This is a genomic window from Shimia sp., assembly GCF_965227725.1.
Classification (GTDB): Bacteria; Pseudomonadota; Alphaproteobacteria; order Rhodobacterales; family Rhodobacteraceae; genus Shimia.
Genome location: NZ_CBDDGH010000005.1, coordinates 456035 through 479092, shown reverse-complemented (window position 1 = coordinate 479092; position 23058 = coordinate 456035). Strand labels below are relative to the sequence as shown.

23 protein-coding genes and 1 pseudogene are annotated in these 23058 nt (G+C 57.9%); 9 read left to right on the top strand and 15 right to left on the bottom strand.

Annotated elements, in window-relative coordinates:
* Positions 1-50: 50 nt before the first annotated feature.
* Positions 51-2558 (bottom strand): DNA-directed RNA polymerase, encoded by a 2508-nt coding sequence (locus ACO07T_RS12635; RefSeq protein WP_422049705.1) that lies wholly within the window; start codon positions 2556-2558, stop codon positions 51-53.
* Between the two features lie 531 nt (positions 2559-3089).
* Between ACO07T_RS12635 and ACO07T_RS12630 the strand changes: the two genes are divergently transcribed.
* Both ACO07T_RS12630 and ACO07T_RS12625 read left to right on the top strand, forming a co-directional pair.
* Positions 3090-3668, top strand: coding sequence for a YqaA family protein (locus ACO07T_RS12630; protein WP_422049704.1), 579 nt, complete (start codon positions 3090-3092; stop codon positions 3666-3668).
* 2 nt (positions 3669-3670) lie between these two features.
* A complete protein-coding gene (locus ACO07T_RS12625; protein ID WP_422049703.1) occupies positions 3671-4132 on the top strand; it encodes a disulfide bond formation protein B in 462 nt (153 codons plus the stop codon).
* 18 nt (positions 4133-4150) lie between these two features.
* On the opposite strand, the gene ACO07T_RS12620 is transcribed toward ACO07T_RS12625, so the two are convergent.
* Positions 4151-4576 carry an Lrp/AsnC family transcriptional regulator gene (locus ACO07T_RS12620; protein ID WP_209060320.1) on the bottom strand — a complete coding sequence of 142 codons (426 nt, stop codon included), beginning with the start codon at positions 4574-4576 and terminating at the stop codon, positions 4151-4153.
* A gap of 117 nt (positions 4577-4693) precedes the next feature.
* Between ACO07T_RS12620 and rocF the strand changes: the two genes are divergently transcribed.
* Together rocF and ACO07T_RS12610 are read left to right on the top strand one after the other, a co-directional pair.
* Positions 4694-5620, top strand: a complete 927-nt coding sequence (gene rocF, locus ACO07T_RS12615; protein WP_422049702.1) for an arginase — start codon at positions 4694-4696, stop codon at positions 5618-5620.
* Between the two features lie 49 nt (positions 5621-5669).
* Positions 5670-6716 carry an ornithine cyclodeaminase gene (locus ACO07T_RS12610; protein ID WP_422049701.1) on the top strand — a complete coding sequence of 349 codons (1047 nt, stop codon included), beginning with the start codon at positions 5670-5672 and terminating at the stop codon, positions 6714-6716.
* 35 nt (positions 6717-6751) lie between these two features.
* Here ACO07T_RS12610 and ACO07T_RS12605 read toward each other — a convergent pair whose 3' ends face one another.
* Complete coding sequence (locus tag ACO07T_RS12605; protein ID WP_422049700.1) at positions 6752-7492, bottom strand: heme-dependent oxidative N-demethylase family protein; 741 nt, start codon at positions 7490-7492, stop codon at positions 6752-6754.
* A 176-nt stretch (positions 7493-7668) separates the two neighbouring features.
* On the opposite strand from ACO07T_RS12605, the gene ACO07T_RS12600 reads away from it, so the two are divergent.
* Positions 7669-8904 carry an alpha/beta fold hydrolase gene (locus ACO07T_RS12600; protein ID WP_422049699.1) on the top strand — a complete coding sequence of 412 codons (1236 nt, stop codon included), beginning with the start codon at positions 7669-7671 and terminating at the stop codon, positions 8902-8904.
* On the opposite strand, the gene ACO07T_RS12595 is transcribed toward ACO07T_RS12600, so the two are convergent.
* On the bottom strand, positions 8901-9212 hold the full coding sequence (locus tag ACO07T_RS12595; protein ID WP_209060336.1) for a hypothetical protein: 312 nt from the start codon (positions 9210-9212) through the stop codon (positions 8901-8903). The genes ACO07T_RS12600 and ACO07T_RS12595 overlap by 4 nt on opposite strands.
* A 12-nt stretch (positions 9213-9224) precedes the next feature.
* Complete coding sequence (locus tag ACO07T_RS12590) at positions 9225-9782, bottom strand: hypothetical protein (RefSeq protein ID WP_422049698.1); 558 nt, start codon at positions 9780-9782, stop codon at positions 9225-9227.
* Positions 9783-9930: 148 nt separating this feature from the next.
* Here ACO07T_RS12590 and purB point away from each other — a divergent pair, with 148 nt between their 5' ends.
* The 3 genes from purB to ACO07T_RS12575 all read left to right on the top strand — a co-directional run bounded on the left by purB (position 9931) and on the right by ACO07T_RS12575 (position 13182).
* Positions 9931-11235, top strand: a complete 1305-nt coding sequence (gene purB / locus ACO07T_RS12585) for an adenylosuccinate lyase (RefSeq protein ID WP_209083474.1) — start codon at positions 9931-9933, stop codon at positions 11233-11235.
* Positions 11236-11382: 147 nt separating this feature from the next.
* Complete coding sequence (locus tag ACO07T_RS12580) at positions 11383-11922, top strand: tetratricopeptide repeat protein (RefSeq protein ID WP_247738633.1); 540 nt, start codon at positions 11383-11385, stop codon at positions 11920-11922.
* Positions 11923-12102: 180 nt separating this feature from the next.
* Positions 12103-13182, top strand: a complete 1080-nt coding sequence (locus ACO07T_RS12575) for a flagellar motor switch protein FliG (protein WP_422049697.1) — start codon at positions 12103-12105, stop codon at positions 13180-13182.
* Positions 13183-13213: 31 nt separating this feature from the next.
* Here the strand turns inward: ACO07T_RS12575 and ACO07T_RS12570 are convergent, their stop codons facing one another.
* On the bottom strand, positions 13214-13909 hold the full coding sequence (locus ACO07T_RS12570) for a DUF1223 domain-containing protein (RefSeq protein ID WP_422049696.1): 696 nt from the start codon (positions 13907-13909) through the stop codon (positions 13214-13216).
* 176 nt (positions 13910-14085) lie between these two features.
* On the opposite strand from ACO07T_RS12570, the gene acnA reads away from it, so the two are divergent.
* Complete coding sequence (gene acnA / locus ACO07T_RS12565; RefSeq protein WP_422049695.1) at positions 14086-16773, top strand: aconitate hydratase AcnA; 2688 nt, start codon at positions 14086-14088, stop codon at positions 16771-16773.
* 42 nt (positions 16774-16815) lie between these two features.
* Here the strand turns inward: acnA and ACO07T_RS12560 are convergent, their stop codons facing one another.
* The 9 genes and pseudogenes from ACO07T_RS12560 to secF form a co-directional block, all read right to left on the bottom strand.
* Positions 16816-17850 (bottom strand): endonuclease/exonuclease/phosphatase family protein, encoded by a 1035-nt coding sequence (locus ACO07T_RS12560; RefSeq protein WP_422049694.1) that lies wholly within the window; start codon positions 17848-17850, stop codon positions 16816-16818.
* A 142-nt stretch (positions 17851-17992) separates the two neighbouring features.
* The gene (locus ACO07T_RS12555; RefSeq protein ID WP_422049693.1) at positions 17993-18532 is read right to left on the bottom strand and encodes a DsbE family thiol:disulfide interchange protein; all 540 of its coding nucleotides are present in this window, start codon (positions 18530-18532) and stop codon (positions 17993-17995) included.
* Positions 18519-18677 (bottom strand): heme exporter protein CcmD, encoded by a 159-nt coding sequence (gene ccmD, locus ACO07T_RS12550; RefSeq protein WP_209060353.1) that lies wholly within the window; start codon positions 18675-18677, stop codon positions 18519-18521. Before ccmD ends, ACO07T_RS12555 begins: the two co-directional genes overlap by 14 nt.
* Positions 18674-19426 carry a heme ABC transporter permease gene (locus ACO07T_RS12545; protein WP_209083483.1) on the bottom strand — a complete coding sequence of 251 codons (753 nt, stop codon included), beginning with the start codon at positions 19424-19426 and terminating at the stop codon, positions 18674-18676. The genes ccmD and ACO07T_RS12545 overlap by 4 nt, the downstream gene beginning before the upstream one ends.
* Before the next feature lie 90 nt (positions 19427-19516).
* Entirely contained in the window at positions 19517-20173 is a 657-nt protein-coding gene (ccmB, locus tag ACO07T_RS12540; protein WP_422049692.1) for a heme exporter protein CcmB, read from the bottom strand.
* The gene (gene ccmA / locus ACO07T_RS12535) at positions 20170-20790 is read right to left on the bottom strand and encodes a heme ABC exporter ATP-binding protein CcmA (protein ID WP_422049691.1); all 621 of its coding nucleotides are present in this window, start codon (positions 20788-20790) and stop codon (positions 20170-20172) included. Before ccmA ends, ccmB begins: the two co-directional genes overlap by 4 nt.
* A 174-nt stretch (positions 20791-20964) precedes the next feature.
* A complete protein-coding gene (locus tag ACO07T_RS12530; RefSeq protein ID WP_209078266.1) occupies positions 20965-21318 on the bottom strand; it encodes an Mth938-like domain-containing protein in 354 nt (117 codons plus the stop codon).
* Positions 21319-21330: 12 nt separating this feature from the next.
* Positions 21331-22098 (bottom strand): TSUP family transporter, encoded by a 768-nt coding sequence (locus ACO07T_RS12525; protein WP_422049690.1) that lies wholly within the window; start codon positions 22096-22098, stop codon positions 21331-21333.
* Positions 22091-23058, bottom strand: a pseudogene (secF, locus tag ACO07T_RS12520) (protein translocase subunit SecF). Before secF ends, ACO07T_RS12525 begins: the two are co-directional and overlap by 8 nt.

Here is a 23058-nt window from a genome sequence, read left to right as displayed (position 1 = left end):
TGCGGGTTAATTGGGTTGCACCTGCGGATAGTCTCCGCAAGTGGAGCTAATTAGGCGAAAGCAAAATCACTGTCGATGACCGCAGCGCGGTCCAGCGTTCCGTGGGTGGGTGGCTTGGGGAGCTTGTCCCGACTGTCTGGTGAAAGCTGCCCCTTCATCTGTGCTGCGAAGTCGGCGATCACATCAGTCTCCGTATACATGGTTACCAGAGCTTCCCGAAGGATAACGAAGAAGCGTCCGGTGTCTGCCGCATGGGTGCCGAAGCTGTCATGCACCAGAGCCACGTCCTTGATGCCCTCAAGTGAAGCTTGAAGAACAGCCATACGCAGGTGGGTGGCGTCCAGCGAGTGAACGAAGTTCGGGGAGAGACCCGATGCCTGCTTACGGCGGGAGACCATTGGCTTCCCGTTCTTGTCCTTTGCCTCCTCGGTGATGGTCATCATCACACGGCTACCAAAGATCATGGTGTCCACGCGGTGCGCCTTCTGTTCCCGATAGTGTTGCACGACAGGGAAACCATCAGGTGTGGTCCAGCGTACCGGAAGGCCCTCGCTTGTGACGACCGATGCGGTGTCCTTGAGCCACGCCATGCACTCGGCAGCCTTAACGACGGTGCGCTCCACAGCCTGTTGGGTGATCTTGGCGAGGTAGAGGCTGGCTTTGAAGCCGTTGTCCTCGAAATACCAAGGCCCCTCCCCGCGCTGGTATGCACGGTAGACAGGACGCAGGGTGTCGCTTTCGATCTGGTCACGGAAGCCGAACTGGCTTGAGCCGTAGCCATAGGTCATGGTCGGGCGCTTGAAGCAAGAGCGGTTGAGCAGCCCAGAGCGCAGCCACGCCTGAGCGACGGCCTGATTATCTCCACAAGTGGAGGCATCTAGGCGCACTTGTTCAATAGCTTGCGCCATCACAAGCGAGTAGATGTCGGCAGGCTTTTCCGAAGGGACCAGATTAACAGCAGCACCGCCAACCTCGTCAGCAAGGGCCATCGAGAAGTGTTGGATACCGGAGCAAGAACCGTCGAGCGCCACCGGAAGGTGCGAAATGAAACCTTCACCTTCACGAAGCCACCCTGCCCACTCTCGACAAGCAGCGAGAAAACAATATGGGGAGTCGGCTTCGGTCCACCAGCGATTGTCGAAGGGGTTTTCTGCACAGGCAACGATCTTATCCTCATTGTCATAGACCCACTGGACGCGCTCGCCGAGAGGAGCCTTGTCGATCTTGTCGAAGGCACCCGTGTTGGCCACCTGAATGGCGAGGAAGTGCGCGCTCTCTTCATCGAGAGGTTTGCCTTCCGCGAACATCAGAAGAGCTTTCATCCAATCTGGTCCTTGGGGGTTAAGCCGTGGCACCGCGTAGATGCGACCACGGAAGTCGAGTTGGTACGGCATGTAGATTGCCGGGAAGAGTTGGTAGCGGTTCGCTGTGTTCAGCGTCTGCAGGAAGCCGATGCGCTTGCCGTCCATCTCGCGGTTCTCCATGAACACCTGATGGGCTTCTTTACGCCACGCCTTACGGGCTTCTTCGTTCTCCTCAATGTCGTGAGGCTTTGGTGGTTCCTCCGTGTTGTTCTTTGGAGGGATGCCACCGAGGCTGTAGTCCTTGTCCCAAGCGATGTTCAGGGCAGTCAGGATGAACGGGTTGATGGCCCATGCTGTGCGCTGGGCAGCGTTGACGGAGGCGTAAACGTCGTCGAGATCGAGGTCTTCGAGCGACTGCAGATAGCCACGCTGGTGGGTCTTCACGAAGCGCACAGGGCGCACACGGCTGGTCAGGTATCCCCCGTTGTAGGGTGAGGACCACTCGGCAGGCTCGACAATCATCGGTTCGTAAATTGGGCGCATCACCTCAGCGGAGGCAGAGCGTTCCGCAATCCACTTACGGGTGGCCTCTGTTGCGACCACGAAGGTGACCCGCTGCTTGCCCTTATCAAACGTGATAACGGTCTTCTTTTCGATCAGACCCGTGGTATTGATGATCGCTTCAACCACAGTCGCGCCCAGCACAGCGATAGCCTTCTCAGGCCACGGCTCGTTCTTGTCCATCCCGCGCTTTGACAGGTGGTAGTTCACGACCTTGCGCTTCACATGCGTTGCGAACTTCTTCTTGGCCTCGTCGCGCAGGTACTCGTAGAGCTTCTTGTCCTGCTCACGCACGGAGCCGTAGTGGTGTTCGTCTTCGAGGGCGCGGCCAATGCGGACGGACAGAGTGTTGAACTTCACATCCTGAGAGGACAGGCTTGAGATCACCATGCGGAGCGCGATGAACGCGGCAGCATCAAGGCGACCTTCGAACAGCTTGAGGAACTTGAAGGCCTGACCACGACGACCGGCTTTACCGCCGCTACGTGCAGCGATCAGTGCTTCCAGTTCACCCACCACCTTCGGGAGGAGGTTATCAAGGAGGGATGCACCGTAGACGGTTCTGTCTTCGATGCCCTTCTCAACAGCGCCTTTGGTTTTCTGACGGAACGCTTCAACGCCCATCATTGTCATTTCGTTCTCAAGCTCTTGTTGCTGCAGAATCAAGTCGGATTGAGGTTTGATCGCTTCCATCAAGAAGTCCTCTCTTAGGGTGCTCTTTAAGGTTCCCTTTAAGGTTCCCTCTAAGGGGACACCGGCAGGGCACAGATGCGGGTTAATTGGATTTGGTGGGTCACTAGGCCCCGTCACTGGTGACGTGAGGGGTGACTTGAAGTGACATGAAGGTGACGCAGGATGGTGACCCAAGTCACATTCTATGGTGACCTGCACTTACAGATTTACTCCGCAAGTGGAGCTTTCTGGAGAAATAAAAACGTGCAGAGACAGACACTTAGGTATCTTTAGCTGCACTTACGGGGAGTTTTCGCGTGTGTTGACGCCGGATTTTGAATCCCCTGCGTCTACCATTCCGCCACTTGGGCCACGCTCTTCATTTAGACAAGCTTCTCAGGAAGGTCCAGCCACAAAACGCAACTTTCTGACAGAGATATGACAGCGACAGATTCGGCCTCACCGCACTCATTCGTTGATTATTTGCTTGCACTTCAATCCCGATGCCCTACGCAAGTGTAAGGTGCAAACTAGGGCTCAAGAGACCGAAATATGCTTCAACGCCTCTACAGCTGGACCATGAGTCTGGCAGATCATCCCCGCGCGCTCTGGGCGCTCGCAATTGTCAGCTTCATCGAAAGCTCGATCTTCCCAATTCCCCCCGACGTGCTGATGATCCCGATGATTCTGGCAGCCCCGTCTCGGGCGTGGCTGATCGCGCTGGTAGCGCTGGTGTCTTCTGTGTTGGGCGGCATTTTCGGCTATGCGATTGGCTACTTTGCCTTTGAACAGATTGGCGAGCCGATCTTGATGTCTCTCGGCAAAGCGGACGCTGTGGCAGAGTTCTCAACGCGATTTAACGACTTCGGGTTCTGGGCGGTGCTGGGCGCGGGCATCACGCCCTTCCCTTACAAGGTCATCACGATTATGTCGGGGTTCACCGGCATGCCTATGGGCACCTTCATCGCAACGTCGATCTTGGCGCGTGGCATCCGCTTCTTCCTGGTTGCAGGTCTGTTGCGCAGATTTGGTGAGCCGATCCGCGACTTCATCGAGAACCGCCTTGGCCTCGTAACCACCGTCTTTCTTGTGCTGCTCTTTGGCGGCTTCTTGGTGGTGAGATACCTATAATAATGACGCAAAAACATGTCTTTCTGCTGCTGACCGGATTTTCGGTCAGCATGGTCCTTGGGGCTTGGGCTTTTGAATTCATTGGCGGGCTTGCCCCCTGCAAGCTCTGTTACTACCAGCGCTACCCGCATTGGTTGGCAGCAGGTGCCGGAGCTTTGGCAGCCCTCTCAGGCATGACACTCTTGGCCTACGTGGCCGCCATGGGCGCGGCGGCATCCGGCCTGATCGGCCTGTTTCACTCCGGTGTGGAACGCGGTTGGTGGGAAGGCCCCTCAACCTGCACCAGCGGTGACATCACAGGCATGAGCGCCGACGATCTTTTTAATCAGATCATGTCCGCGCCTTTGGTGCGTTGCGACGAAATCCCGTGGCAGATGTTTGGTCTGTCCATGGCCAACTACAACGCCCTCCTGTCCCTTGGCGCCGCCCTGATCTGGCTCTGGGCGGTCAAGCGCACAGCCTGACCCGACAGTATCCAATCTTCACCCGGCCTTCCGGGTGGAGAGCAACAGGCTGGTCTCGCTGGTGGCCACCCCATCCAGACGCCGTATCTGGGCCAGCACGTCATCAAGCTCCGCCAAAGTCTCGGTTCCCAATTCCACAATCAAATCCCAACGGCCATTGGTGCTGTGAATGGCGCGCACTGGCGTAAATCCGGTGAGGTGACGCACAATTCGGTCTGTCCCCCTGCCCTCAATCCCGATAGACATAAGCCCGCGCACCGGATCGCTTTTCATGTCGTCTTGCAAGACCACCGTAAAGCCGACGATGTCCCCGCGCTGACGCAGGCGTTCAATCCGCCCTCGTACTGTGGTGCGCGAGACGCCAAGCGTGATCGCCAGATCAGACAAAGAGGCGCGCGCATCGTTGCGCAATGCCGAAATCAGCTTACGATCCACATCATCCATTTCGACAACTCCACATTCCAATCTGAACAATCTCTTCGCGTTATGTGCAAATTGCTGGGTGTAAATCAATTCATTTCGGAAACATCTTCCGAGAAATAGCGTCAAATGGATGAGCAAATGACACAAAAGACCTGTTTGTTGGTCGGCGCGCCGGTGGATAGCGGCAAACGCCGCCGTGGATGCCTGATGGGGCCGGATGCCTTTCGCACGGCTGGCCTGCGTGAAAGCCTTGAGGATCTCGGGCATGCGGTCGAAGACCTCGGCAATCTCGCGCCACGCGCTTTTACTGGCGAAGCGGCAGAAGGCGCACCCTATGCGCTCAATGAAACCATTGCCTGGACCGAGCGCCTCACCGCTGCGGCAGAGGAAGCCTGCGCGCGTGGCTTCCCCATCTTCTTGGGTGGGGATCATAGTCTGTCCGCTGGCACGGTTGCCGGTGTTGCCAATCACGCCGCCAAAGAAGGCCGTCCACTGTTTGTGCTATGGCTGGATGCACACACCGATTTTCACACACCTCAAAGCAGTGACAGTGGCAATCTTCACGGCACGCCCGTGGCCTACTTCGCTGGGCGTGACGGGTTTGACGGCTTCCCGGCTGTGCAGAACCCCGTGCCAGAAGAAAACATCTGCATGATCGGCCTGCGCTCGGTGGATGCAGCAGAACGCGAGACGTTGCAAGCCACACAAATCCGCCGCCACGACATGCGCGATATCGACGAAAACGGCATTGCCCGACCACTGGCAGCCTTTCTTGAGCATGTGTCCCAAAGCAAGGGCCTGCTGCATGTGTCGCTTGACGTGGACTTTCTGGACCCATCCGTAGCCCCAGCCGTGGGCACGACCGTACCGGGCGGTGCCACTGTGCGCGAGGCCCATCTGGTCATGGAGATGCTGCATGACAGCGGGCTGCTGAGTTCGCTGGATCTGGTCGAATTGAACCCCTTTCTGGATGAACGCGGGCGCACCGCCAAGCTGATGGTCGATCTTGCCGCCTCCGCACTCGGTCGGCGGGTCTTTGATCGCCCAACCCGAAGCTTTTCTTAACTTTCGCGGACCGGTCCGCCCCTCTTCTCTCTGACGGAGCCACACTCATATGTCCCAACCTTCTGAAAAAGCCCTCGTCCCCTTTGTCTCCGTCGACAATATGATGCGGCTTGTGCATCACATCGGCGTCGATCAGGTGCTGATCGACCTCACACGCTATGTCGAAGAAGATTTTCGCCGCTGGGAGCAGTTTGACAAAACACCCCGCGTGGCAAGCCATTCTGACGTCGGCGTGATTGAACTCATGCCGACCTCTGACGGTGAGGCCTACGGCTTCAAATATGTCAACGGTCACCCCAAGAACACCGCCGAAGGGCTGCAGACCGTAACCGCTTTTGGTCTGCTCGCTGATGTCTACACCGGCTATCCGGTTCTGCTGACGGAAATGACCATTCTGACAGCCCTGCGCACCGCAGCCACCTCAGCAATGGCCGCTAAGTATCTGGCACCAAAAGACACTGATACCATGGCGATGATCGGAAACGGCGCGCAGTCCGAGTTCCAGTCGCTCGCCATGAAGGCCATCATGGGTGTAAAATCCGTGCGCCTTTATGACAAAGATCCGGCGGCAACGGCAAAATGCGCAGCCAATCTTGCAGGCAGCGGATTGACCGTTGTCAGCTGTTCTTCACCGGAAGAAGCGATCGAAGGTGCGCAGATCCTGACCACCTGCACCGCAGACAAACAATACGCCACAATCCTGAGCGACAACATGGTTGGCGCAGGTGTGCATATCAACGCAATTGGCGGAGACTGCCCCGGCAAGACCGAGCTGGCCAAAGGCATTCTGGAGCGTTCCGACGTGTTTGTGGAATTCCCGCCTCAGACCCGCATCGAGGGCGAAATCCAGCAGATGCCGGAGGACTTTGCCGTCACCGAGCTCTGGCAGGTGATCACAGGCGCAAAACAGGGTCGCCGCGATGCGCGCCAGACCACTCTGTTTGACAGTGTAGGCTTTGCAATCGAGGATTTCTCAGCACTACGCTACATCCGCGACAAGGTGGCGGAGACCTCATTCCACGAAGATCTGGATATGCTTGCAGATCCGGATGATCCGCGTGATCTGTTTGGCATGCTGCAACGCGCCAAGGTCTGATCTTGGCTCTGCCAGCGAAATCTGGCTGCGGCGCGCTAAAGGATATCTTCGCGCCGCACCACAAAGGTGTGGATTGAGAAAATCACCGCATCACTCTCAGGCAGACGCAGGATGCTCTGACGTTCCGAGCGCAGATACGCCCCTGCTTTTGCCGGCACCGGATCGCGCGGTGCGTTTTCTGAGCGTGGCGTAAACAACGTGGGATCATCATACCACAGCGCATTCTTGCGCCACAGCGGACGCCCGGCGCGCACGCCATCAAACAAACGCTGCACACGTTTCGCGATGTTGGCGTCATATTCACCCACCGGAATATGGATATCGATCAGCGGCTTCTGAAACTTCTCCGCCAGTGTCCAGCTCGCAGGGAAACAAAGCACCGCGCCGGTAAGCACATGCTCATCCCCCTGTTTTTGCAGCAGACAGATGTCCTCCTGAATGATCTGACCCAGGCTCATCAGGGGCTGGTTCCAGTCCAACGCCACCTCGCGCCCATCCGGACAAACAACCACTTTTTCAGAAACACCAAAGTCCTCGCGCTGCGATAGGCAATCCAGCACTACGCGCAAGGCCTCCTGCGCCGCGGGCAAAGCCTCAGGCGCAAGACAAGCCACCTCATCCGGGCGTTGTTTCAAAAGTGCGCAGCGCAACGCCATCTGCGCCGCATAAGCGTCATCAAATATCAGCCAGTCCGCAGGCTCAAGCGGCGCAATACCCGGCAGAGGCTTCTGCGCCAGCGCATCATAAGGAATCTGTTTCTGTAGAATAGGTTGCATGGCGTCTTGCTATCCAATCACAGGCTCGGAAGCACGCTCAAAATCACCATCAGTCGGCTGGGCACCAAAATTGTTCGCTCGCACAAAGTCACCTTCCTGTGACCAAACGAAATCTTCCTTTTATAGGCGGCTTTGCGCCCACACATTGAGAGGCAACTGCTCTCTGGAGATACCACATGCCAATCGAACGCATCACCTTCCCCGGCCACGGTGGCGATCAGCTTGCCGCCCGCCTTGATTTGCCTGACGGCCCACATCTGGCCACAGCCCTGTTTGCCCATTGTTTCACCTGTTCCAAAGATATCCCAGCCGCCCGCCGCATCGCCTCGCGTCTTGCGGCGATGGGCATTGCGGTCTTGCGGTTTGATTTTACCGGCCTCGGACATTCAGAAGGGGAGTTTGCCAACACGCATTTCTCCTCCAACGTCGCAGACCTTGAAGCGGCAGCGGCCTATCTGGAAAGCCGCGGCATGGCGCCAAGTCTGCTGATCGGCCACAGCCTAGGCGGTGCGGCCGTCCTCAAGGCCGCCACGCGGATTGCCAGCTCCAAAGCGGTCGTCACCTTGGGCGCCCCGTTTGAGCCGGAACATGTCAGCCATCAATTTGGCGATGCGGTCACAGAAATTGACCAGCAAGGCCAAGCCGAGGTCAGCCTTGCGGGACGTCCCTTCCAGATCACCAAAGCGTTTCTGGAAGACATCTCCGCGCAGAACATCGCCCCCTGTATCCGCGAGCTCAATCAGGCGCTTCTGGTGCTGCATGCCCCACGAGACAGCACAGTGGGCATCGAAAATGCCGCGCGAATTTTTGAGGCGGCCAAACACCCCAAGAGCTTTGTGACACTGGACGACGCGGATCACCTGATCTCCGATCCCAAAGACGCGGAATATGCGGCGGAAGTGATTTCCTCCTGGGCAGGTCGCTACCTGCAACTGCGCCCGCCTGCCCCGCCGCCCGGTGCCCCCGAAGGCATCGTGCGCGTTGCAGAAGCTGATCCAAACGGCTTTTTGCAGGATGTGAATGCAGGGCCTGCCCATCACGCACTTGCGGATGAGCCTCTGGCCTATGGCGGCACCAACCAAGGCATGACGCCTTATGGGTTCCTCTCCGCCGGACTGGGTGCCTGCACCTCAATGACCATCCGCATGTATGCGCGGCGCAAAGACTGGCCCCTCACCCATGTTTGGGTCGACGTCAGCCACGACAAGGTCCATGCGCGAGACGCCGAGGCTCCGGCCGGTCAAAAGGTGGATACGTTCTCCCGAACCATCCACCTTCAGGGCGACCTCAGCGCCGAACAGCGCCAGCGGCTCCTGGAAATCGCTGACCGCTGCCCGGTGCACCGCACGCTGGAACAATCCTCACTCGTGCGCACAACGCTGGCAGAACCGGCCTTGTCGGCAGCGACTTAGCGTCGCGGCCGTCCCACGGGCGGACGCGCAACCGGAGGACGAGCCACCGGTGGGCGCGCCACTGGCGGCCGGGCCACAGGCGGCGCAGGTGCAATCGGATGAACCGGGCGTTCTGGACGATCAGGGCGCTCGGGCCGGTCCGGCCTGTCAGGGCGATCCGGGTGATCGTGGTAGTAGTAGTCGTTCCACAACATGCTGTCGTAATAGACACCGGTGCTGACATAGCCACCGCCACCTTCACAAGCCGCCAGAAGCATCCCCGCCAAACCGAGGCCGGCAATCATTTTCAAAGAGCGTTTCTTTGTCATGTCAAACCTCCCTCAGCGTGCCCGAATGGATTGCAAAATGGCATTCACATCGCTCAATGCGCTGGTGTCATACCCTTTCTCAAGCACGGTCAGCCCAACAACCACGCGATCACGCGGCAACTCCAGAACGGCCGCAGAGAAATGCACTGGGCGCCCATCGCGGCGGCCCGTGCCCTCAACGACAAAGGCAGGATAGCCCGCGATCTCTCGGCTTTCTGTGCCGGTGATCTCAGTGGTTTTGGCAAGCTGTCCGCTGAGGCTCTGCGCATAATCTTTGGCATCTTCAAGCCCGCGCAGCTGCGGCGGCGACATCAGACCAACCCAGACGCCATTCTCCAGCTCAGGCGACAATCCAAAGACACGCGCAATCGGGCGCAGCGCGTCATCGTCTGACGGTGTGATTTCCCGTTCTCCGCCCACGCGCAATGTCCAAAAATCAGGCACAGTGACTTCAAACACGTTGCGCCCGGCGTCTGCATAGACAACCTCTGTGTCGGAAAGTGCAACCTGCGGCAGCAAGGACAACACGCCCACCGCAGCACATACAACAAGGCTGGACCAAGCTTTCATAAATGCCTCCTTCAAAATTTCGCGTAATAGCACACTTAGTGTGCTGCAATTACAAGCTAAATGCGCATCGCAAAACCACGTCCCTTGCTGTTTTGCGCTCTGACGTCTAAACGACGCTCGACCCCACGCTAACAAACAAGGCTGAGATATGATCCCGCGTTATGCCCGCCCCGAGATGGTCGCCGTTTGGTCGCCTGAAACCAAGTTCCGCATCTGGTACGAAATCGAGGCGCACGCCTGTGACGCGCAAGCCAAATTGGGCGTGATCCCGCAGGAAAACGCGGATGCCGTCTGGAAAGCCAAAGACGTCGAATTCGACGTCGCCCGTATCGACGAAATCGAAGCCGTCACCAAACACGATGTGATCGCCTTCCTGACCCACCTTGCAGAGCATGTGGGCTCCGAAGAAGCCCGCTTTGTGCATCAGGGCATGACCTCCTCTGACGTTCTGGACACCTGCCTGAACGTACAGCTGGTACGTGCCGCAGACATTCTGCTCGCCGACATGGACAAAGTGCTGGCCGCATTGAAAAAACGCGCGTTTGAGCACAAAGACACCCTGCGCGTGGGCCGCTCCCACGGTATCCACGCAGAGCCCACCACCATGGGTCTGACATTTGCGCGCTTCTACGCTGAGATGGACCGCAACAAGGCCCGTCTGCAGCAGGCGCGTGAAGAAATCGCCACCGGCGCAATCTCCGGCGCGGTTGGCACCTTTGCCAACATCGACCCGGCCGTGGAAGAGCACGTATGTGAGCAGCTCGGCCTCACACCAGAGCCGATCTCCACACAGGTGATCCCACGCGACCGCCACGCCATGTTCTTTGCCACGCTGGGCGTGATCGCCAGCTCCATTGAGAACATCGCCGTAGAAATCCGCCACATGCAGCGCACCGAGGTGCTGGAAGGCGCAGAGTTCTTCTCCATGGGCCAAAAAGGCTCCTCCGCGATGCCGCACAAGAAGAACCCGGTTCTCACCGAAAACCTGACTGGTCTGGCCCGTCTGGTGCGCATGACCGTGATCCCGGCCATGGAAAACGTGGCACTCTGGCATGAGCGTGACATCTCCCACTCCTCGGTTGAGCGCGGCATTGGCCCGGACGCGACTGTCACTCTCGACTTCGCACTGAACCGTCTGGCCGGTGTGGTCGACAAAATGCTGATCTTCCCGGAAAACATGCTGGCAAACATGAACAAGTTCCCGGGTCTGGTGATGTCTCAGCGTGTGCTTCTCGCTCTGACCCAAGCAGGTGTCAGCCGTGAAGACGCCTACGCTATGGTGCAGCGCAACGCATTGAAGGTCTGGGAAGAGCGCGTGGACTTCCAGGAACAGCTTCTGGCGGATGCCGATGTTGTGGCGGCACTGGGTGAGGACGGTATCAAAGAGAAATTTGATATGGGTTATCACACCAAACACGTCGACACGATTTTCGCGCGTGTTTTCAAAGACTAAGACACCAGAAGTCACCTGAAAATCACAAAGGCGTGGCCCATGGCCACGCCTTTTTTGAATTTTATTTGAACTGACAGCCCTGTGATTACGACATCTTAATACCACGTGCTAGCGTATTGCTAAGCACAGAGATTTTTTGGAGAAAGAATGATGTTGGTCAAATCCTTCGCAGTCGCGTCACTCGCCGTTTTTGCCGTGGCTGGACCTGTTTGGGCCGCTGGGAGCGGTTCTTCTACACCCAAACCCAAAACCGTGCATTGCAGCAGCGGCAAGGTATACAGCGAAAGCGCTGGCAAATGCGTTGTGCAGCAAGACAGCTCGCTGACCGATGAGGACTATTTTGAGAACCTGCGCAGCCTCGCGTATGCCGGTGAAAATGCGGCGGCACAGGAACTGCTGGCGATGATGTCAGATCAAAACGCTGACCGCGTTCTGACCTACTGGGGCTTCACCCACCGCCGTCTGGGCAATGTGGATGAAGGCATGCGCTACTACAACAAAGCGCTGGCAAAGAACCCTGACAACATCCTGGCGCGCTCCTACATGGGTCAGGCTCACGTCGAAGCCGGTCGCCTTGATCTGGCGCGTGTGCAGTTGAAAGAGATCCGTGACCGTGGCGGCGAAGGCAGCTGGCCTGAGATCGCTTTGGCCAAAGCGATCCAGAGCGGCGACACGTTCAACTACTGATACGATATGAGGCAATCGTGTCTCCACGTTTGCCTCAAAAATCCTTTGCGACCTCCATTGGTCTTGGTGCACCTCGGCGTTCTCAAATCTTGGGAAAAAACCGAGGTGCTTTAAGTAAGTTGTTCAGAGTTTCTTTAGGGTTGAATGGGACATTGCCCCCCAAGACCTATGGAGACATTGATGAGCAGTGCGATTCCTCTGGCGCCGTTTGGTGGTGCCGCTGACATGCCCAGCTTTGGCAGCATGCGCAAAACCAATCTCACCCGCCCGCAAAAGGCAGCCATCATCGTGCGTTTTCTGCTCAATGAGGGTGCCGAGCTGTCACTGGCCGAACTGTCAGACAACCATCAGGCAGATCTGACCTACATGATGGGCGACATGGGCTACATCGACCGTGACACCCTTGCCGAGGTCCTGATGGAATTTGCGCAGGAACTCGAATCCATCGGTCTCTCTTTCCCGAACGGTATTTCCGGAGCGCTCAGCGTGCTTCAGGGCCAGATCAGCCCGTTGACCGAAGCACGCCTGCGCAAAGAGGCTGGCGTGCGCATGATCGGCAACCCATGGTCACGCATCAAAGAACTCTCCGTGCCGGAGCTGATCAATATGGTCGACAGCGAAAGCATCGAGGTCTCCGCTGTCCTGATGTCAAAGCTCCCGGTCGACAAGGCCGCAACCGTTTTGGCCAAACTGGCTGGCGACAAGGCCCGCCGCATCACCTTTGCCATGTCGATGACCGAAAGCATCACGCCTGAGGCGGTGGACCGCATCGGCCTGACGCTGGCTTGCCAAATCGAAGACCGTCCGCCCAAAGCCTTCAAGCAAGGCCCCGAAGACCGTCTGGGCGCGATCCTCAACAACGCAACCACTGCAACACGCGACAACGTGCTGGAATCGCTGGACGAACAGGATGCGGAATTTGCCGTGGCCGTGCGCAGACGCATCTTCACCTACGCGCATATCGCAACCCGCGTGAAGCCGCTGGATATCCCCCGTCTGGTGCGCGATCTCGACGAAGGCAGCCTAATCACCGCCATGGCTTATGCCACCGAGGGCGACTTTGGCGTCTCCACAGAGTTTATCCTCAACAACATGTCCGCACGTATGGCGGATCAGCTGCGCGAAGGTGTCAACGACCGCGGCGAGGTAAAAACCAAAGAGGCAGAGGCCGCCATGTCGGAAATCACGACAGGTGTGCGCGAGCTGGTGGAACTTGGCGAAATTGAGCTGATCAGCGACGAGGATGACGACGAGGATTAATCATCCTCCCCAACGTCATCCTGAGTGTCTGTTACTTTACGCGCGCGGCGGCTTCGATGGGGCCGCCGTTTTCGCGTTGAATGAGCACCACAACGGGAGCGTCGCCCTCAACGGTGACGCGCATCGCCAGTTCGCTTTGCCCCGTCCAGCGGCGCACTTGCTCCCAATTGTCCACGATATTGGCGTAGTTCAGGACACGCCCGGCATTTTCGCCACGTTTGATAGAGACCTTCTCAGCCGGGCGATACTGGACCACATGCACATTCATCGGCGTGCTCAGGTCTGTTGACGCAGTGATGCTTATCGCATCCCCATCACGTGTCACATCCAGGTCCACCTGAGAAGAGACCGCTTTGTGCGCCTCAATCAGCTTTTCCACCTTATTAGGATGCGCACCAACAACATGGTCCTGCCCGTTGATGATCATCTGCGGCGTATAGACCGAGCGATGGCCTGCTGCACGCGCATAGCTGTGCTGGCGCTGGGTGAACGCCGGATTGGCGAACTCGTCTTTCCAGCCGATGTAATCCCAGTAGTCCACATGCAGCGCAAGCGCGATCACATCCTCCCGCGCGGCCAATTGTTCGCGCAAGTAGGCATCAGCAGGCGGACAAGAGGAACACCCCTGCGAAGTGTATAGCTCAACCACAACAGGTTGCTCTCCTGCAGCAACAACGGATGCAAGTGAAAGCCAAAGTGTCGCTATTATGCCTGTTGTCCGGATCATCGTCTCAATTATCCCCTTCGCGTTTCCCAGCAACATTACTACGCCGCGATGGTCTGACTTGCCAATCAAGGTTTCGCGAGAAGCCGGTGAACCTCGCGGCAAGCTTGAATGCCTGTCGCACATGGGCCACAAATTTACGTAGCGAACCCCTGTGTAATGTTGAGAGGGAGGCCAACATGCCCATCACTGTCGGACAAGACAACGCCAAGGCACGTAAGACGCTTTCGGTACACGGCAAATCGATTTCATTTTATTCCATCCCCGCCGCTCAGGACGCCGGATTTGGCGATTTCTCCAGATTGCCCGCAGCCCTCAAAGTGGTGCTGGAAAATCTGCTGCGATTTGAGGACGGCGGCTTTTCGGTTTCAACCGATGACATTAAAGCCTTTGGTGAATGGGCTGAAAATGGCGGGCAAAACCCGCGTGAGATCGCATACCGCCCTGCCCGCGTGCTCATGCAGGACTTCACCGGTGTGCCTGCGGTTGTTGACCTCGCCGCGATGCGCGACGGCATTGTCGGCCTCAAAGGGTTCGCCTCCAAAATCAACCCGCTGGTGCCTGTTGATCTGGTGATCGACCACTCGGTGATGATCGACGAATTTGGCAATCCTCGCGCGTTTCAAATGAACGTGGACCGAGAATATGAGCGCAACATGGAGCGCTACACCTTCCTTAAATGGGGACAAACTGCCTTCGACAATTTCCGCGTCGTGCCTCCGGGCACCGGAATTTGCCATCAGGTGAACCTCGAATATCTCGCTCAGACGGTCTGGACCGATGTGGATCAAAACGGCGATGAGGTGGCCTATCCGGACACATTGGTTGGCACAGACAGCCACACCACCATGGTCAATGGCGCAGCGGTTCTGGGCTGGGGCGTTGGCGGGATCGAGGCTGAGGCCGCGATGCTTGGTCAGCCGATTTCCATGCTGATCCCGGAGGTCATCGGCTTTGAACTGACCGGCGAAATGATGGAAGGCACCACCGGCACGGACCTTGTGCTGAAGGTCGTTGAAATGCTGCGCGAAAAAGGTGTGGTCGGCAAATTTGTCGAGTTCTATGGCGACGGGCTGGACCGCCTGCCCCTGGCGGACCGTGCCACGATTGCCAACATGGCACCGGAATACGGCGCAACCTGCGGCTTTTTCCCGATTGACGGCGAAACCCTGCGTTACCTCACCAACACCGGCCGCGACCAAGACCGCATCGCGCTGGTGGAGGCCTATGCCAAAGAAAACGGCTTCTGGCGTGATGAGAACTACGCGCCGATCTACACCGACACGTTGCATCTGGATATGGGCACGATCGTGCCAGCAATCTCCGGCCCGAAACGACCGCAGGACTATATCGCGCTGAGCGACGGCAAAACCGCCTTCCGCCGCGAAATGGAGGAGACCTTCAAGCGCCCAATGGGCAAAGAGGTGGCTGTCGCAGGTGAAGGCTACACGATGGAAAGCGGCAAGGTTGTGATTGCTTCCATCACCTCCTGTACCAACACCTCCAACCCTTATGTTATGATCGGCGCAGGGCTTGTGGCGCGCAAGGCCGCCGCTCTGGGCCTGAACCGCAAGCCTTGGGTGAAAACCTCGCTTGCACCCGGCTCTCAGGTCGTATCGGCCTATCTGGAAGCCGCCGATCTGCAAAAGGATCTCGACGCGCTTGGCTTTAACCTTGTGGGCTATGGCTGCACCACCTGTATTGGCAACTCCGGCCCGATTCAGAAAGAGATCAGCGACGCCATTGCTGAAGGCGATCTGGTGGCGACCTCAGTGCTGTCTGGCAACCGCAACTTTGAGGGCCGCATCAGCCCCGATGTGCGCGCCAACTACCTTGCCTCCCCGCCCCTCGTGGTCGCCTATGCCATCGCCGGGACGCTCGACATCAACCTGACCTCCGATCCACTTGGGCAGGACCAGAACGGCAACAACGTCTTCCTCAAAGACATCTGGCCCTCCACACAGGAGATTGCCGACCTCGTACAACAAACGGTGACCCGCGAGGCGTTTCAATCCAAATATGCCGATGTCTTCAAAGGGGATGAGAAATGGCAAGGCGTCGAGGTGCCGCAACAGGAAACCTATGACTGGCCTGCGACGTCCACCTACATCCAAAACCCACCTTACTTCCAGGGCATGGGGCCAGAGCCCGGCACCATCAGCAATATTGAAGGCGCAAAAGTTCTGTTGATGCTCGGTGACATGGTCACAACGGACCATATCTCCCCCGCAGGATCCTTTGCCCAGTCAACACCGGCAGGCACCTATCTGACCGACCGCCAAGTTGCGCCGCGGGACTTCAACTCCTACGGCTCGCGCCGTGGCAACCATGAGATCATGATGCGGGGCACTTTCGCAAACATCCGTATCAAAAACGAGATGCTCGATGGGGTCGAAGGCGGCTACACCAAAGGCCCAGACGGTGCGCAAACTTCGGTCTATGAGGCCGCGATAGCCCATCAGGCCAATGGCACGCCATTGGTGGTCTTTGGCGGCGCGCAGTACGGCGCGGGATCGTCTCGCGACTGGGCGGCAAAGGGCACGGCCCTACTGGGTGTGAAGGCGGTCATCGCCGAAAGCTTTGAGCGCATCCACCGCTCAAATCTGGTGGGTATGGGCGTGATCCCTCTTGAATTCACCGGAGATGACACCCGCAAGACGCTTGGTCTGACCGGCGAAGAGAGCGTGACAATCACCGGATTGGACAGCGTTGAGCCGCTGCAAGAGGTGCCGTGCGACATCACTTATGCGGACGGCACAGAGAAAACCATCACGCTCAAATGCCGGATCGATACCGCACCGGAGATTGAATACATCGAACACGGCGGCGTGCTGCACTATGTGCTGCGCAACCTCGCCAAGGCTTGAAACAAAACGGATAAGGCCCCGCCAAAGGGGCCTTATTCCATCTCAGTCAAAATCAAAACTGACCGGGAAGTGATCACTCGCCGAAGTCAACGCCTCAAAAAGAGCTTTGTTTTCAGCTGTCTCGCGCTGCTTCTTCGTCCACATTTCATAAGGGTTCCAAATCCTGTAGGCGTCGTCACCCGCCGGTTTGATAGATTGGCTGGTCATGATCAGATCAATCATCGCATTGATAGGGTCTTCGGTGATCTGGTCAAAAAACCGCGTGGTGGACGGCTCCCAGCCAAACCGCTTCCATTTTGGCCGCCCGGCGTAGCAGCGCAGAATTTTATCCGGCTCAAACAGATCTCCCATGATGATCTCAACGGCAGAGCGGCCAAATTTCGCCTCATGCTCATCCATGCCCGGACCATCATTGATATCCCCCATCACCATCACCCGCGCATCATCGACCATCAGCCGATCAACGCGCTCCCGGATAGAGGCCGCCTGAGCAAACAGACGCAGGCGGTTCCTGCGCGACGTGCGCTCCAGATGCACCAAATCCACACTGTTGAAGATGCCCTTGGATTTGGCATGCACCACAAACAGATCCATCGGCGCACCGCCATCCTTGCGCTCTACATGCACCTCCAAGGGTGGGCGATCATGTTTGTGCAGCTCCTGCAGCCCATCCTCATCCGCATCATATAAAAACGGCTCATCAAACCTGGGGCTCTTTTTGCTGCCAGCGGTGCCGCTCGGCTTATGTGTCACATCAAGACTGTCCGGATCATACAGCACCGCAATTTCCTGGGTGCCGGCGTTAAACCCAAACACACATTTGCGCGCGCGCAAGCCCGCCTGCGCTGCGAAAGCCTCAAGACAGGCCACGGTGGATTTCACGGCATTTGCGCTGCTGGCCGTGTTGGGGGCCTCAGTGATCCCGATCAAATCCGCATCAATCTCTGCAAGCACCTTCCCCACTGCCTCTATCTGCGGCAGCGGATCCTTTTTCTGACGCTTATGATCCGGCTCAGGCACGTTCTGATTGGTAAAGGCGCGGTCAAAATGTTCGATGTTATAGGCGGCAAAACGCATCACGCTTACTCCACAAGAAATCACTCAAAACAATCTCTTCTTTGGTAGACCAGATTGATGTGATCTCCAAATGACGCCCCAAAACGAGCAAAGCCCACACCGGTCTGGCGTGGGCTTTCTCAAAAGTTTTTGGACTGAGTGATTACTTCAAACTGTCCAGCGCGGGCCGCAGACGCTCGTCCAACTCGCGCTGAGTGACCGGCCCTGCAATTCGCAGCACCACATTGCCCTGCCCATCAATCAGATAGGTCTCCGGCACGCCGTAGACACCCCAGTTCAGAGCCATACGACCCGCCGTGTCCGCCCCAACCGCCTCATAGGGGTCCCCCAGTTCATTCAGGAAAGACAAGGCGTTGCCCTGTACATCCTTATAGTTCGCACCAAGGATGGTGAGCCCTTCGGACTGGAGCTGTTCCAGGTTGGGATGTTCCACCCGGCATGGGCCGCACCAGCTGGCCCAGAAGTTCACCAGAGTTGGCTTGCCACTGCGCAGCGCCGCGTCATCCCACATGGGCTTGTCGCCCAGCGGCGTCATTTCTGCAGAGGGCGCCTGCTGGCCCACCAATGCACTTGGCAGCTCATCAGGGTTCTGGCGTTGCATCCCGATCAGGAAGAGCGCCGCAAGCCCCGCAAACAGCAGGGGCGGCAAAAACATCAGTGGGGATACTTTACGAGCGCTCATTGCGACGCGCCTCCACCTGATCCAGATCCGCGCGGGCTTTGCGAGCCGCACGGATGCTGAGCCACACAAGACCGGCAATCAACAGCAGTGAAACCGCATAAGACGACAGCACCGTGTCAGCGTATTTTCCAAGGTCCGGCATCATGCCAAGCGCTCCCGTGCCAAAAGCGCGCGTGTGCGGCGCTTGTGAATTTCCGTGCGCGTGCGCAGCAGCACCAGCGCAACAAACAGCAAAACAAACCCGGCGATGCACATCAGCAGCGGATAAAAGAAGACGTTGGAGACCTTCTCCGTGGTGTCCGCCCCCGTGACCGCCTCAACCCGCGCAAACGACGCCCCCTGATGCAAACCCTGGTTCCAGAAGTTCACAGCGTACCGGCTGAGCACGGCAAAAACCGATCCCACAATGCACAGGACAGACGTCAGATCTGCGGCGGTGTCAGGATCATCAATCGCCTCCCAAAGGGCGATATAGCCTAGATAAAACAGAAACAGGATGAGGAAAGAGGTCAGGCGCGGATCCCAGGCCCACCATGTGCCCCACATCGGCTGCCCCCAGATCGCTCCGGTCAGCAATGCAATCACCGTCATGACCATGCCAATAGGCGCTGCCGCCTTGGCCGCAAGGGCGCTTACGTGGTGGCGGCGCACCAGCCAGATCAGCGAGGTGACCAGCATCATGAACCAGGCGTTGATCGCCATCAGTGCTGAGGGCACATGCAGATAGATGATCTTCACGGTGGAGCCTTGGCGAAAGTCATCCGGCGTAAAGAAAAAGCCCCAGATCAGGCCAATCACCAGACAGGCGCCAGCCACGATGGCAACAGGTGCCAAAAACCGCGAAACGGTTTGGCTGAATTTCACCGGATTGGCATATTCCCAGATCGATCCCATGAGGTCGTCCTAACTTTCTGTGCCGAGTTTTGCACCTCACTTCCATGAGAGCATCACAGGTGCTTTGATATGGATTAAATACCCTAAGCGCTATCTCAGATTAACACGCAATACTGCCGCACTGGCAAAAGGCAAAAGCGCGATGACACCAAAGGTGATCCCCGCCAGCATCAACAGCGGTGTGGTCACGGCCTGCCCCTCAGCGCCCCGGCGCGCCAGCTCTGCACCAAAGATCAGGGTTGGCACGTAAAGTGGCAAAATCAAAAGAGAAAGCAGCAGCCCCCCGCGTTTGATACCCACCGTCAGCGCTGCGCCAAAGGTGCCGATTACACTCAAGGCTGGCGTGCCCAAAGCCAGCGATGTGACAAGCCAGACGTATCCTTGTGGTGGCAGGTTCAGCAGCACCCCAAAGAGCGGCGCAGCCACCACAAGCGGAACCCCTGTGGTGAGCCAATGTGCCAGCGCTTTGACGGAGACCACAGCCTCAAGCGGCAAAGGTGATGTGGCCACCAGATCCAAAGTGCCGTCTTCCCAGTCAAGCGCCAGAATACGGTCAAGGGACAGTAGGCACGCCAGCAGCGCGCCAAGCCAAAGAATACCGGGGGCAATCTTGGTCAAAAGACCACTTTCCGGGCCAACAGAGAACGGCACAAGTATCACAACAATAAGGAAAAAAGCGATGCCAAGGCCAAAGCCGCCACCGGCGCGGAAGGCCAGTTTCAGATCCCGCAGGAGAAGTGCTCTCATAAGAAGGCCTCATCATAGCCTGCAATAGCGCCCTCAAACGCAGTTGCGCGGAACGGGCCGACATCAAGCACGTCCACGGACAGGCCAAGATTGATGTGTGTCGCCAATAGCGCGCTGCCGCCGCTGGCCAAATGCCGCTCCACCGCCTTGGCAAACAGCGCCACAGAGGCGGTGTCCAGAGACACGGTGGGCTCATCCAAAATCCAGATCGGACGCCCTGTCACCAACAGGCGCGCCAGCCCGAGGCGGCGCTTTTGACCAGCCGACAGGCTGCCTGCGAGACGGCCTTGCAACTCGACCAGATCAAACCCTTCGATGGCGGCGGAAATGTCTGACTTACCAAAGACTTCCGCCCAGAACCTGAGGTTTTCCTCAACCGTCAGCATGGCCTTCAAACCATCGCTGTGGGCCGCATAGGCGATGCTTTCTTCGGGCGCTTCAACGGTGCCTTTGAAGGGGGGCTGCAACCCGGCCACCGTGCGCAAAAGCGTTGTCTTCCCCACGCCATTGGGACCTTTCAGAATCAGCCCCTTGCCGGGTGCCACCTCAAAGGACAGCCCTTCCAGAACGGCCACGCCACCACGCGCCACGCTGACATCTTTTACGCGCAAAGTCATGACGCTGCATCTAACCGCTTTTCTGCGATGGCAAAAGAGTAACCTTTTGACGCAGCCAAAATCGCCCGTCTGTATCGCGTCGGTATTGCGGCTGTATCGCGGTGGTGTTGGTTTCGGTTCCCGCACTCAGCGCAGATGTAAACGCACCGTACGTTGCACGCCCCGCCGCGGCCCTCAGACCGGCAGGAGGACGGCCGCAACACGGCGTCCTTCGCTCACCAGAACATTGTAGGTCCGACAGGCCGACGGTGAAGCCATCGGTTCCACGCCGATGCCCGCCGCTTCCAGCGTTTCGCGAAAGGCGGCTGGAACCGGTGCCATGTCGGGTCCCGTGCCCATCAGGATGAAATCGATCTCTTCCGCCAGCGCCAACACCGCCTGCGCATCCTCATAGCCTGCCCAGCTGCGCGCGCCTTTGGCATGGATCACAGCCCCGCCTTCGATCACCTCTCCGCCGATGCGGAAGAACCCGGGGCCATAGCTGTCTATCGGGATGGCGTCCGCATAGGTCACTTCTGTCATTTGCATGATCTTCTCCTCCTAATGCCCCCCGCCCGCGTTCAAGAACGGCAAACCGGACAGGGCAGCGGCAGCGATAATCAGATAGGCCACAGCCCGGTAAAGTTTCTCATGGCGCGGATCAAAGAGCCAGCCTCCCAAAAGATTGCCAGCCATCGCCGGCAGCGACAGCAGGATGCCCAGCACAAAGGGCGCGGCCTCAAACCGGCTCAGGCAGATCAGCACCACCACAAGCAGGATGTCGTAGAAAAACAGATAGGCATTGGTGTTGGCGCGGATCACTGTGGGGCCATGCGGGCTGGCCATGTAGAACATGATCACCGGCGGTCCCGGCAGCCCGGCAGCACCACCCAGCAATCCACCGGCTCCGCCGATGCCATAGACCATGGGGGCCGTGACAGCGCCGCGATAGCGAAACCCGGTCAGCAGGACGACCAGCATGGCGAGCGACAAGAGCGAGACCAGATAGCGGTACACATCAGGCTCTGTGCGCTCCAGCAGCCAGAGCCCGGCAGGCATAAGCAACACCACGCCAATCATCAGACGCAGAAGATCCCGGCGGTGCCCATTGCGCAGCGCGGCAGGGATGTGAACAGCAGGTGCGAGGATATCCATGCCCGCCAGCGTGATGATCGCCCAGAGAGGCGGCATGACTTGCGCGGCGATGGGGAGGTAAATCAGAGCGGTGCCAAATCCGGCAAACCCGCGCACAATGCCTGCAACAAAGGCGGCAGCGGCGACCCAGGCCAACCCGTCAAGAGCGAGGGCCTGGGTCAGTATGTCAGGCATCAATATTGGCGAATTGGTTGCCAGCGGTGTTGTCCGGTTTGGACCAGTCGCGCTTCACACCAAGCTTCAGAGCACGGCAGAGGCGATAAAGATCGAGCTGTATGTCCCGACAATCACACCCCAGATCATCGCAAAGACGAAACCCCGGATCACATCGCCACCCAGCACAAACAGAGAGATCAGCGCCAGCAGCGTGGTGACAGAGGTCATCATGGTCCGGCTCAGGGTCTCGTTGATGGAGATGTTGAGCACCTCTTTCAGCTCCATCTTCTTGTACTTGCGCAGGTTTTCGCGAACGCGGTCAAACACAACCACGGTGTCGTTCAGTGAGTAACCCACGATGGTCAACAGGGCCGCGATGATGGCGAGGTCAAACTTGATCTGAAGTTCGGAGAAGACCCCAATGGTCAGCACCACATCGTGCACAAGCGCGGCCACAGCGCCCAAGGCAAACTGCCATTCAAAGCGCAGCCAGATGTAGATCAGAACCGCGCCAATGGCCAACAGCACCGCAATCGCCGCTGTTTTGATCAGCTCGCCGGAGACCTTAGGGCCAACCGATTCAACGGACACAAACTTGATGTCAGACACCACGGTTTTCAGCTGTGCCTCAACGCGCTCGATCACATCCGCCGTCACCGCCTCTTCGCCCTCCTGGGCCTGAATGCGGATCATGGTCACATGCTGATCTTCGTCAAAGGTCGGGTCAAACACCTCGGTGATCGAGATATCGCCCAGCTCCAGCGGCACCAGCGCCTCGCGGTAGTCACCAACAACCACTTCCTGCGCACTCTCGGTGCGGATGGTTGTGCCACCCCGGAAGTCGATGCCGAAATTCAGCCCCTGAATGAAAAAGCTCACCAGAGCCGCCACCATCAGCGCACTGGAAATGCCCAGCCACAGGGTTGGACGCGAGAAGAAATCCCATTTGGTTTCTTGGGGAACCAGTCTCAAACGCAT

What these genes read in the sequence shown, in the direction of transcription:
- ACO07T_RS12635 (WP_422049705.1), bottom strand. Translation starts at nt 2,558, where the DNA reads ATGGAAGCGATCAAACCTCAATCCGACTTGATTCTGCAGCAACAAGAG.
- ACO07T_RS12630 (WP_422049704.1), top strand. Translation starts at nt 3,090, where the DNA reads ATGCTTCAACGCCTCTACAGCTGGACCATGAGTCTGGCAGATCATCCC.
- ACO07T_RS12625 (WP_422049703.1), top strand. Translation starts at nt 3,671, where the DNA reads ATGACGCAAAAACATGTCTTTCTGCTGCTGACCGGATTTTCGGTCAGC.
- ACO07T_RS12620 (WP_209060320.1), bottom strand. Translation starts at nt 4,576, where the DNA reads ATGGATGATGTGGATCGTAAGCTGATTTCGGCATTGCGCAACGATGCG.
- rocF (WP_422049702.1), top strand. Translation starts at nt 4,694, where the DNA reads ATGACACAAAAGACCTGTTTGTTGGTCGGCGCGCCGGTGGATAGCGGC.
- ACO07T_RS12610 (WP_422049701.1), top strand. Translation starts at nt 5,670, where the DNA reads ATGTCCCAACCTTCTGAAAAAGCCCTCGTCCCCTTTGTCTCCGTCGAC.
- ACO07T_RS12605 (WP_422049700.1), bottom strand. Translation starts at nt 7,492, where the DNA reads ATGCAACCTATTCTACAGAAACAGATTCCTTATGATGCGCTGGCGCAG.
- ACO07T_RS12600 (WP_422049699.1), top strand. Translation starts at nt 7,669, where the DNA reads ATGCCAATCGAACGCATCACCTTCCCCGGCCACGGTGGCGATCAGCTT.
- ACO07T_RS12595 (WP_209060336.1), bottom strand. Translation starts at nt 9,212, where the DNA reads ATGACAAAGAAACGCTCTTTGAAAATGATTGCCGGCCTCGGTTTGGCG.
- ACO07T_RS12590 (WP_422049698.1), bottom strand. Translation starts at nt 9,782, where the DNA reads ATGAAAGCTTGGTCCAGCCTTGTTGTATGTGCTGCGGTGGGCGTGTTG.
- purB (WP_209083474.1), top strand. Translation starts at nt 9,931, where the DNA reads ATGATCCCGCGTTATGCCCGCCCCGAGATGGTCGCCGTTTGGTCGCCT.
- ACO07T_RS12580 (WP_247738633.1), top strand. Translation starts at nt 11,383, where the DNA reads ATGATGTTGGTCAAATCCTTCGCAGTCGCGTCACTCGCCGTTTTTGCC.
- ACO07T_RS12575 (WP_422049697.1), top strand. Translation starts at nt 12,103, where the DNA reads ATGAGCAGTGCGATTCCTCTGGCGCCGTTTGGTGGTGCCGCTGACATG.
- ACO07T_RS12570 (WP_422049696.1), bottom strand. Translation starts at nt 13,909, where the DNA reads ATGATCCGGACAACAGGCATAATAGCGACACTTTGGCTTTCACTTGCA.
- acnA (WP_422049695.1), top strand. Translation starts at nt 14,086, where the DNA reads ATGCCCATCACTGTCGGACAAGACAACGCCAAGGCACGTAAGACGCTT.
- ACO07T_RS12560 (WP_422049694.1), bottom strand. Translation starts at nt 17,850, where the DNA reads ATGCGTTTTGCCGCCTATAACATCGAACATTTTGACCGCGCCTTTACC.
- ACO07T_RS12555 (WP_422049693.1), bottom strand. Translation starts at nt 18,532, where the DNA reads ATGAGCGCTCGTAAAGTATCCCCACTGATGTTTTTGCCGCCCCTGCTG.
- ccmD (WP_209060353.1), bottom strand. Translation starts at nt 18,677, where the DNA reads ATGATGCCGGACCTTGGAAAATACGCTGACACGGTGCTGTCGTCTTAT.
- ACO07T_RS12545 (WP_209083483.1), bottom strand. Translation starts at nt 19,426, where the DNA reads ATGGGATCGATCTGGGAATATGCCAATCCGGTGAAATTCAGCCAAACC.
- ccmB (WP_422049692.1), bottom strand. Translation starts at nt 20,173, where the DNA reads ATGAGAGCACTTCTCCTGCGGGATCTGAAACTGGCCTTCCGCGCCGGT.
- ccmA (WP_422049691.1), bottom strand. Translation starts at nt 20,790, where the DNA reads ATGACTTTGCGCGTAAAAGATGTCAGCGTGGCGCGTGGTGGCGTGGCC.
- ACO07T_RS12530 (WP_209078266.1), bottom strand. Translation starts at nt 21,318, where the DNA reads ATGCAAATGACAGAAGTGACCTATGCGGACGCCATCCCGATAGACAGC.
- ACO07T_RS12525 (WP_422049690.1), bottom strand. Translation starts at nt 22,098, where the DNA reads ATGCCTGACATACTGACCCAGGCCCTCGCTCTTGACGGGTTGGCCTGG.